The sequence below is a fragment of the Undibacterium sp. Ren11W genome (assembly GCF_049340485.1).
In the GTDB taxonomy this organism is placed as follows: domain Bacteria; phylum Pseudomonadota; class Gammaproteobacteria; order Burkholderiales; family Burkholderiaceae_D; genus Undibacterium.
This window is the reverse complement of record NZ_JBMPPB010000008.1, coordinates 47,001-57,147: the sequence shown is the minus strand read 5'-3', so window position 1 is coordinate 57,147 and position 10,147 is coordinate 47,001. Positions and strand designations below refer to the sequence as shown.

8 protein-coding genes are annotated in these 10,147 nt (G+C 51.9%); 4 read left to right on the top strand and 4 right to left on the bottom strand.

Annotation, left to right across the window (positions count from 1 at the left end; all coding sequences use genetic code 11):
* Nucleotides 1-410: hypothetical protein (locus tag ACO0K8_RS16825; RefSeq protein ID WP_422947816.1), on the bottom strand; the 410-nt coding region annotated here is incomplete at its 3' end.
* A 66-nt stretch (nt 411-476) separates the two neighbouring features.
* On the opposite strand from ACO0K8_RS16825, the gene ACO0K8_RS16820 reads away from it, so the two are divergent.
* Complete coding sequence (locus tag ACO0K8_RS16820; RefSeq protein ID WP_422947815.1) at nt 477-1,040, top strand: YggT family protein; 564 nt, start codon at nt 477-479, stop codon at nt 1,038-1,040.
* Here the strand turns inward: ACO0K8_RS16820 and ACO0K8_RS16815 are convergent.
* Nucleotides 1,037-2,041 carry a LacI family DNA-binding transcriptional regulator gene (locus tag ACO0K8_RS16815; protein ID WP_422947814.1) on the bottom strand — a complete coding sequence of 335 codons (1,005 nt, stop codon included), beginning with the start codon at nt 2,039-2,041 and terminating at the stop codon, nt 1,037-1,039. The two genes, ACO0K8_RS16820 and ACO0K8_RS16815, sit on opposite strands and share 4 nt — an antisense overlap.
* Before the next feature lie 123 nt (nt 2,042-2,164).
* Between ACO0K8_RS16815 and ACO0K8_RS16810 the strand changes: the two genes are divergently transcribed.
* Together ACO0K8_RS16810 and ACO0K8_RS16805 are read left to right on the top strand one after the other, a co-directional pair.
* Nucleotides 2,165-3,436: an amidohydrolase family protein gene (locus ACO0K8_RS16810; protein ID WP_422947813.1), complete on the top strand. Its 1,272-nt coding sequence runs from the start codon at nt 2,165-2,167 to the stop codon at nt 3,434-3,436.
* A 400-nt stretch (nt 3,437-3,836) separates the two neighbouring features.
* Nucleotides 3,837-4,253: a rhodanese-like domain-containing protein gene (locus ACO0K8_RS16805; protein ID WP_422947812.1), complete on the top strand. Its 417-nt coding sequence runs from the start codon at nt 3,837-3,839 to the stop codon at nt 4,251-4,253.
* Nucleotides 4,254-4,394: 141 nt separating this feature from the next.
* Here ACO0K8_RS16805 and ACO0K8_RS16800 read toward each other — a convergent pair whose 3' ends face one another.
* Both ACO0K8_RS16800 and ACO0K8_RS16795 read right to left on the bottom strand, forming a co-directional pair.
* Nucleotides 4,395-7,223 carry a M16 family metallopeptidase gene (locus tag ACO0K8_RS16800; protein WP_422947811.1) on the bottom strand — a complete coding sequence of 943 codons (2,829 nt, stop codon included), beginning with the start codon at nt 7,221-7,223 and terminating at the stop codon, nt 4,395-4,397.
* Nucleotides 7,224-7,408: 185 nt separating this feature from the next.
* Nucleotides 7,409-7,975, bottom strand: a complete 567-nt coding sequence (locus ACO0K8_RS16795) for a 5-formyltetrahydrofolate cyclo-ligase (protein ID WP_422947810.1) — start codon at nt 7,973-7,975, stop codon at nt 7,409-7,411.
* A gap of 35 nt (nt 7,976-8,010) precedes the next feature.
* On the opposite strand from ACO0K8_RS16795, the gene ACO0K8_RS16790 reads away from it, so the two are divergent.
* A complete protein-coding gene (locus ACO0K8_RS16790) occupies nt 8,011-10,002 on the top strand; it encodes a transglycosylase SLT domain-containing protein (RefSeq protein WP_422947809.1) in 1,992 nt (663 codons plus the stop codon).
* Nucleotides 10,003-10,147 lie beyond the last annotated feature (145 nt).

Genomic DNA, 10,147 nt, shown 5'->3' with positions numbered 1-10,147 from the left:
AAACCTGTAGCGAAAAAAGCAGCCGCGAAGCCAGCAGCCAAAGCAGCAGCTAAACCTGTAGCAAAAGCAGCAGCGAAGCCAGCAGCCAAAGCAGCAGCGAAGCCAGCAGCAAAAGCAGTAGCGAAGCCAGCAGCAAAAGCAGCAGCGAAGCCAGCAGCCAAAGCAGCAGCGAAGCCAGCAGCAAAAGCAGCAGCGAAGCCAGCAGCAAAAGCAGCAGCGAAGCCAGCGGAAAAAGTGACGGCTAAGCCAGCAGCTAAACCAGTAGCAAAAAAAGCAGCAGCTAAGCCAGCCGCAGCGGCAGCAGCAGCAGTAGTCGCTGCTAAACCGGCTACGCCGGATGCAAAAACAGTAGTTAGTCCAACTGCAGCGTGGCCTTTCCCTACTGGTAGCCGTCCATCATAAGTTGACATGCTTGGATGCCTGTCAGTAATAAGGCACAATACCCACTGTGTGATTTTCACTCAGTGGGTTTTTTTATGGGGAGTAGCTTCGTGTTGTATGGAATTTTTAGCTTTATCACCGATACCGTCGCCGGGTTATTTGCCGGTTTTTTATTGCTGCGGTTTTGGATGCAGGCGCAGCGCGTGCGGCCTCCGTCTGGCTTAGCGCAATCGATTTTTCAAATTACCGACTGGCTGGTGCGGCCAATACGGCGCCTGATCCCCGGTTTTGCCGGATATGACTGGGCTAGTTTGATTGCAACATTTTTGGTTGCACTGTTTGCCGTCTTGCTTAATTTTTGGTTACTACCGCAGCTCTCATTTGTTACTCTCGTACTACTTGCCGTATTTAAGATGGCACAGTGGATATTGTATGGCTTGATGGCCTTGTTGATACTGGAGGCGGTGTTTAGCTGGGTCAATCCGCACGCGCCATTCGCTCCGTTTATCCGTGCCTTGAACGAGCCTATCCTATCGCCCTTGCGTAGATTAATCCCGGCATTGGGCGGCATAGATTTCTCGCCGATGATAGCCTTGATCGCAATACAGGTTTTGAACCGGCTGCTCTCTGAGCTACTTCCGGTGGCAATCGGTTTTTAAGTTTTAAATGCGGCTGTCGATTGCCGTATCACTAGCTTGGTTTCTAGTTTCTCTCTTTGCAAATCTGATTCTGGATTGCGGATACGCTGTACCATCACTTGCGCGGTCAATACACCTATTTCGTATTTGGGCTGGGCAATGGTGGTCAGTGGTGGAGTACTAAAAGAGGCTAGGGCGATATCGTCATAGCCGATGACGGACAGTTGTTCGGGGATTTTCATGCCGGCTTGATGCGCTGCGCATAGGCCGCCTATGGCCATTAGGTCATTGCTGGCGAAGATTGCACTAGGCCGTCTTTTCAGTTCCAGCAGTTGCTGAAAGGCGGTAAATCCACCCTGGCTGGTAAAGTCGCTGTGTGCCAGATATTCTTCACGCAAAGCGATTCCTGCTTCTTTCAGCGCACGCCAATAGCCCTGCACCCTGTCGCCACTGGGCAGCAGTGTCTTTGGACCTGAGACGCAAGCGATATCCGTATGCCCCAGATCGAGCAAATACCTGGTTGCCAGATAGCCACCTTGCTCATGATCGGCCTCGATGAAATCGGCCGCCAAGCCTGGTACCTCCCTATCGACCAAGACTTTAGGGATGTCTTCGTCGGCCAGCAATTGATTGAGTTCCTCATCGGAGCCAGATGACACGATGATCAAACCATCGATGCGTTTTTCCATCAGCACCCTGGTATAGGCCGCCTGCTTTTTTGGGTCGTCGTAGGAGTTGCACAGGATAATGTTGTATCCCAGCTTAAACGATTCGGCCTCTATGCCCTGAATAACCTCAGCAAAATAGGGATTCGAATTATTTGGAATGATCATGCCCAAGGTATGCGTCTTGTCGTTCTTAAGACTGCGTGCAACCGCACTCGGTATGTAGCGCATTTGCTTGATGACAGCGAGCACACGCTCTCTAGCGTCTTCGCTAACGACTCGGGTATTATTGATGACGTGAGAGACCGTGGTGGTTGAGACCCTAGCCTTCTCCGCGACCTGCTTCATAGTTGCCATATGATCCTGCCTTTCGTAGTTGCGATTATGACGCATACTCTGGACGAAACCAAAATTTTTCAAAGAGTGTGACGCGATAGGTTTACACTTTTTCAGTGCTCAATTAAAAATAGGATGGCAGCAATGGATCTCATCATACGTAATGCCAATTTGCCCGATGGCCGTAGCGCGATGGATGTCGGCATTCTTGACGGTCGTATCGTCGCAATAGAGCATGCGCTGCCGCTGCAGGCGCACACGGAGATCAAGGCCAATGGCAATCTGGTGAGTCCGCCTTTTGTTGATGCACATTTTCATATGGATGCCACACTCAGTTATGGTTTGCCGCGGGTTAACCAGTCTGGCACTTTGCTGGAGGGCATTGCATTATGGGGCGAGCTTAAACCAACGTTGACGCAAGATGCCATCGTCGAGCGAGCCTTGCAATATTGCGATTGGGCGGTAGCGCGTGGCCTACTGGCGATACGCAGTCATGTCGATATTTGTGACGATAGATTATTGGCGGTCGAAGCTTTACTCCAGGTTAAACAGCAAGTAGCAGCGTATATAGATCTGCAACTGGTGGCGTTTCCGCAAGATGGTTTATTGCGTAGCGCCAGCGCTTTCGCCAATCTGAAGCGGGCGATTGCCATGGGAATTGATGTGGTTGGGGGCATTCCGCATTTTGAGCGCAGCATGGCTGACGGTGCCGAATCGGTGCGGCTGTTGTGTGAATTCGCGGCAGAAAAAGGTCTGCAAGTCGACATGCACTGCGACGAGTCGGACGACCCGATGTCGCGCCATATTGAAACTCTGGCGTATCACAGTCATAGACTAGGTATGCAGGGCAGGGTTACCGGTTCGCATTTGACTTCCATGCATTCCATGGATAATTATTATGTCAGTAAACTATTACCCTTGATGCGCGAAGCTGGCGTGGCAGCGATCGCCAATCCTCTCATCAATATCACCTTACAAGGCCGCCACGATAGCTATCCAAAGCGGCGCGGCATGACTCGCGTACCAGAATTGATGGCCGCTGGCATAGACGTTGCCTTCGGCCAGGATTGTGCGATGGATCCCTGGTATAGCCTGGGGTCGGCCGATATGCTGGAAGTGGCTCACATGGGTTTGCACGTGGCGCAGATGACGGGGCAAGAGGCGATGCAGGCGTGCTTTCATGCCGTCACAGAAGCGCCGGCTAAGATCATGGGCTTGCAAGGCTATGGTCTGCAAGTGGGCTGTCATGCCGATTTGCTGATACTCGATGCCGGCAATCCTGTCGAAGCGCTACGTTTGCGGGCCGCCCGATTATGCGTTATACGACGCGGCAAAGTGCTTAGTCAGATGCCGGCAGCACAGGCACAATTACACATCTCAGGCAGACCAGCACAGCTTAATTTTAGATTGGTATAAGGCGGGTTATTTCGAGAATTATTTCGATCGTTTTTTCGAGAATGAACTGTTCTCAAGATGAATGCGCATATTCCATGCGCCTGTTGGCAGCAAAATGGCTGTAAACCCGCATAGAATATGCGTGTTTGATTTGTGAACTTCTAAAAAGCTGTACTTGGGCGCATCGCTGCCTTGCACTACATCTCTATGAACGGGTTTTAAGACGTTTTCTTGAGTGTGAGCAGATTGATGACGCTGCAAGTCGTAACGCTGTAAGTCTTAACTGAACGAATTTTTTCATGCGTTTTGTGGGTTTGCGTTACTATGTTAATACAACTGTAAGAGCTAGACTAGGTTCTGAAGCGGGTCGCCCTGACGACTAAGAAACTTTCTCACTATCCTTAAGGCTTAAGGTGCCAATATGAAATCAAAAAAAATTCACGCCTTCTGGGTAGCGATCTTGCTCAGTCTCTCAGTGAGCCATGCGGTCATGGCGGCTAGCCCGAAATCTATCGATGTGTTGCAAGTAGCGAGCCTGCAAAATAGTGGGGCCTTACTGCTCGACGTACGCGAGCTAGATGAATATGCCGAGGCGCATGCTCCCAATAGCACTTTAATACCGCTGGGGCAATTGCCACAACGCTTGCAAGAACTGGGGGCCGACAAGAGTCGCCCGGTGATTTTGATCTGTCGTTCGGGACGGCGTTCGGCGGCGGCTCAGGCCTTGTTAGAGGTCGCAGGTTTTACGACTTTGACGAACGTCGAAGGCGGCATGATCTCCTGGCAAAAAGCCGGGTTGCCGGTGCTGACGGGCGCTGCCAAATCGACTAAGGAATAGTGCAGGGCTGGATCGGACTTTGATCGGGCATGGATCTTATTTTGATCATGCGCTGAGCAAAATTGTAGAGAATAAAAAAGCTGTATCCGATGAAGGATACAGCTTTTTTTATTTGCCACTCTGCGTCCTGGCTAGCTGGTTTTACTTGCCAGTAGTATCCTTAGCATCCTTGGCTGCCTTGGCAAAATCACCGGCGCTGATCACCGAGATGTTCACCGCTTTCAGATTTTGACGCAGGGCATCGTTGACTTGTGCCAGACTCAGCGCTGCAACTTTGGCTTCTAACTCCTTATCATGCAGCATGCTGCGATCGATTTTGAGATAGCTAGCTAAACGTTGCGCCAGGCTGGCATCAGAAGTACGGTTGACTTCATTCGATTGTTTCCAGGCCTTTTTCGCGTCCACCAATTCTTCTTCGGTAAATCCGCTGCTCAGTGCTTTTTGCACTTCTTCCCGCATTGCCGCTTCTACTTTTGCGGTGTTTTGCGGCGCACTGATGGCGTAGGCTACCCACATACCCGCTGGATCCAGGGCCGGGACATTGAGTTGTGAGCCTACACCGTAAGACAAACCTTCTTTCTGACGGATTCTATCGGCCAGACGACTGCGCAAGGCACCGCCACCGAGCATGTGGTTGGCGATCAGCAGTGCCGGATAAGTTGAGGCGCTATCGTTGATCGTCAAAGGCTGCACCGCCAGCAACATGCTATTGGCCTTATCCGGGGTTTCCAGGGCAATCTTGGCACCAGCCACTGTCTTGATGCTGCGAGGTATCCGCACATAGGCTTGAGTCGATTTCCACATGCCAAAACGCGATGCTAATTGCGCCTTGAGTGCGATCTCGTCAAAATTGCCAACGGCCGAAAATGTTGCGTTATTCGCGCCATAGAAGGCAGTATGGAAAGCCCGCACAGACTCGACCGTGACCGCCTTAGTCTCGGCCAATTGCTCTTGCAAAGTACCGACGTGACGGACGTGACCGGCAGGTGTGGCATCGATCAGACGCGCCATGGCATTCGATGCCAAAGGCTCAGGTTCCGGGATTTCTTGTTCGGCACGATTGATTGCCGCCAGTTGTTGCTCCTGGAATTCTTTGGCAGGGAAGTTCGATTTTTTCAAGACTTCACTCAGCAGATCGATCACAGCCGGCAGATTTTCTTTGGTGCTGGTGATGTTGGCGGTAATACCCTCAGCATTGCCGCTGATGCTAACTTGCGCTTTGAGTTGATCAAAGCTGTCTTTGATTTCCTGGCGCGACAGTCTATCGGTACCGCTCAAGAGCATGGCCGCGGCAAATTCACCTATTTGTGATTTTCCTTTCAAACTGTCTTCGCTGCCTAGTCGCAATTGCAGCGTGGCGCTAACCGTCGCGCCCTTGGTCTTCTTAGGCAAGAGTGCAGCCTTCAAACCGCCTGGCAGTGTGAAGCGTTGCGTGCGCGTTTCTATATTCATAGGACTGGTATCGAAGGCCTCGCCCTGAGCCACTGCTGCGCGCCCCGTATAACCTTTGAGTGATGCCATCACATTGGTCTTGGCTGGTACTTCGGTACGATCCGCGTTGTCGGTAGGGATGAAACGACCTAGGGTGCGATTGGACGGTTTTAAATATTTGACGGCCGCCGCTTGCACGCTGGCGGCATCCATTTTTTCCATCTGATCGCGCTGCAGGAAAAATAGACGCCAATCGCCGGCTGCCATCGATTCGGTCAAGGCTATCGTCAGATTGGCGGTATCCGCCATCGCCAGCTCTATGCCCTTATTGATTTGCTGCTTGGCGCGTGCCACTTCGGCATCAGTGATAGGCTGAGTTTTCAGATTTTCTAAGACCTTGAGCATCGCGTCCTGGGTCAGATCCAGATTGCCTTCTTTGGCCACCACGGCACCGAAAATGCGATAACCAGGCTCCAGATTGCTGACCGGATCGTGTTCCAGGCGCGTTGCCAGTTTGCTCTCTACCAGGGCTTTATGCAGACGCCCACTAGGGGCATCGACCAAAATGCGGCTGAGCAAAGACAGCGCCACTGCATCTGGGTGACCAGACGGAGCCGCATGGTAGCCGGCTCCGATGAATTGCGTGCCGCCGCTACGTCTTACGGTCACAGCACGTTCGCCATCCTGAGTCGGTTCGGCAGTGTAAGTTGGCTGAAGCACGCGGCTAGGTTTAGGGATGCGGCCGAATAGCTCATTGACTTGCTTGAGTACTTTGGCTTCGTCGAAGCGGCCTGCCACCATCAGGGCGGCATTATCTGGCTGATAGTAATTTTTATAGAATGCGCGCAGGCGTGGGATATTCACTTGCTCGATATCGGAGCGCGCACCGATGGTCGATTTGCCGTAGTTGTGCCAGTCGTAGGCGACCGCTTGTATCCGTTCTGTGGTGACGCCGATAGGGTCGCTTTCACCCATTTCGAACTCATTGCGTACCACCGTCATCTCGCCCTTATTGGTCTTGGTGTTCCATAAATCGTTTTGATCTATCGCGGCGTTGACCATGCGATCCGCTTCCAGTGCCAGCATTTGACGCAGGTTGTCGTCATTGGCAGGGAAAGTCGCAAAATAATTGGTGCGGTCGTACCAGGTGGTGCCGTTGAACTGCCCGCCTATTGCATTGAGCACTTCGACCGGCGTCTTCGTGCCTTTTTTGACGCCAAAATTGGCACTAGGTTTAAACAGCAGATGTTCGAGTAAATGCGCCATGCCGGTTTCGCCATAATTTTCATGACGCGAGCCGACCATGTAAATAATATTGGTCGTCAAACTGGCTTTGCTAGGATCAGGAAATAACATGACGCGCATCCCGTTCGCCAGGCGATATTCGGTAATGCCTTCCACCGTGGTAACTTTGACTGGTGCGGCCAGTGCCGCGCTTCTGCTTAATTGCGGGGGCGCAGTTTCGGTTGGTATTTGAGAATAAGCCAATCCTGGAGACAGGATGCCAGCGCTAAGCATGAGTACGGTAAGCAATTTCACGGAGTTTTTCCTAAAATGGGAACGAACATGGAAAATATGCTAAAACGCCAACTTTGGCAATCTGCTTTTAGCTTTAAATCATGAATTACTGTCGCTGGGAAACCTAATTTGAGCAAAAACGAATGCGCAATCTGGATGCGCCCTGCAGCCCGAAAAGCCGCGTTAAGGCGTATGGGATATGCGTATTAGTTTTTTAGATTACTGTTTTCGGTCAGAATTTCGTCCATCGCGATGTCATGTGCTTCTGCCGCAAAATCGGCTTGCGCCTGCGCGTAGGCGATGCCTAGCGCCAAGGGGCGCGGCTGCTTTGCCAGAGTGCGGTCATAGTAGCCGCCGCCATAGCCCATACGAAATTTATCGCGATTGTAGCCAACACAGGGGACCAGCACGACTTGCGGAATGAGGCTGCGCTCGCGCTGCTTTGGCACCGGAATACCGTATTCATCCGTATCCATGGCGTCGCCACTTTGCCATTCTAAGAATAACAATGGCTGCTGTTTTTCCTGCACTAAAGGCAGCGCTAACTGTATTCCCATTTTTTGTAGCTCTGGATAGATCTCGCGCAAGTCGGGCTCGGCCCGTATCGGCCAAAATAGGCCCAAACTGGCGGGGCGATGTTGCCGGCACCAGACGAGTAAATTCTGCGCAATGGCACGATCCCATTGCTGGCGCATACTAGGATCGGTATCGCGCCGCAATGCCAATAGATTTTTGCGCAGAGCAGGGCGACTGAGTAGGGATGGCTGTGTCATACTGTTAATAAGATAAAGAAAGAAAGCCGTAGATCATGTTTTTACCGAAAAAAATAGCACGTCTGAGTTTGCGTGCTTCATTGTGCGTCAGTTTTCAGCTGAGTTTGTCCATGGTAGCAGCATTGCTACCGCAGTCTGAAGCGCTGGCGGCTAAAACCGCGAAAACTTTTGTCACTGACGATGATAGATTCATGGCCTTGCGCGATGCCGCAATGCATGACGACGCCAGCGCGGCACAAGAACACGCGAGTGCATTACGTCGGTACGAGATCCGTTCGTATGTTGATTACTATGTACTCAGGACGCGGATACGCTCGGCCTCGACCACCGAAATCAAAGAATTTCTCATACTGTACAAAGGTAGCGCGATTGCCGATCGCTTGCGCAACGACTGGTTGCTGGTGCTGGCGCATCGTGGTGAATGGGACACTTTCGACCAGCAATACCCACAATTTGTAGTGGCCGATGACACCCAGTTGAAGTGTTATGCGCTGCTCTCGAAAGCCATCAAACAGCAAAAAGTAACGGCGGAAGCGCGTGCTTTGCTGGTGGCGCCACGCGACTATGGCGTCGGCTGTTATACATTGTTGACGTATTTGTCTGAGCAGGGCCAGTTTTCTGAGTCTGACCTGTGGACGCAGATGCGTATGGCGGCAGAAAATTCGGCCATGCCGCTGGCGCTGCGAATCGCAAAATTACTCGATGTGGCAGAAAAAGACGTCACGCAGGCGATTGATAAACCTGCCGCCTTACTCAAAAAAGCTCCGGCTAATGGCAAAGCCGCGCATGAGCTGTATCTGATTGCTTTGGGGCGCTTAGCCAAGACCGATCCAGATGAGGCGGCGGACACCTTGTCGCAATACAGCGCTAAATTCTCCGAGACCGAGCGCGCCCAAGGCTGGGCGCATATCGCTTTGCAGGCGGCACTTAAGCTGAAACCGGAAGCGCTGGCGTATTGGCATAGAGCCGATGCGGCTACTTTGTCGCAAGAGGCATATCAATGGCGGGTTCGCACGGCTCTGCGTGAAGGCGATTGGGCCATGGTGAAATTCGGGATTGCAGGCATGCCTGTGGCCTTAAAAAATGAACCGGCCTGGATCTACTGGCAAGGGCGGGCCCTGATGGAAGAGGGCAAAAAAGAAGAAGCGCAAGCTTTGTTTGCCAGCATCGCCGATCAGTTTCATTTTTACGGGCAACTGGCGCTGGAAGAACGCGGCCAGAAAATCGGCGTACCTTTAACCGCAAAACCGGCCACGATGGAAGAGATGGCCGCAATCGCGAAAAATGAAAATCTACAAAGGGCCTTGAAATTTTACGCCATGAATCTGCGTTTTGAAGGTACCCGCGAGTGGAACTGGGAGCTACGCAAGATGAGCGAGCGCCAGCATCTGGTCGCGGCAGAATTGGCGCGCCAGAATAATCTGCTCGATCGCATGGTCAGCACCTCGGATCGTACCAAGGCTGAAAATGATTTCGGTCAGCGCTTCCCTACGCCCTTTAACGAGAGCATGTACAAAACCACCCAAGCGCTGGGCGTGGATATGGCCTGGGTATATGGCTTGATACGTCAGGAATCGCGTTTCATCATGAATGCCAAATCGCATGTCGGTGCCTCGGGCTTGATGCAATTGATGCCGGCGACGGCGCGTTATGTTGCTAAAAAAATAGGCATGGATGGTTTTGCGCCGAATCAGGTCAACGACATAGAAACCAATATCGTCTTAGGTACCAGTTATCTGAATATGGTCTTGACCGATCTGGGTGGTTCGCAAGCATTGGCCTCGGCGGCCTATAACGCAGGACCGGGGCGGCCACGTGCCTGGCGCTCGACTTTGACACGGCCAGTCGAAGGGGCGATTTTCGCAGAGAGCATACCGTTTTCAGAAACCCGTGGCTACGTTAAAAATGTACTCTCGAACGCGACTTACTATGCCGCTATTTTTGAAAAAAAACCGCAGTCACTGAAAGCACGCCTCGGTGTGGTGGTGCCAAAAGGGATGTCGGCCAACGATGCCGATCTGCCTTGATAGAGAGGACTTAGGCAAAACCGCGCCAGCGTTGTTGTATCCGCCTGACGCATTAAATATTGTCATCGACGGTAAGCCTAGCTGAAGCGATTGTGCGTAAGCCCAAAAAAAACAAGTTTTAAATAGAGCAAAACTTTGAGGTTGA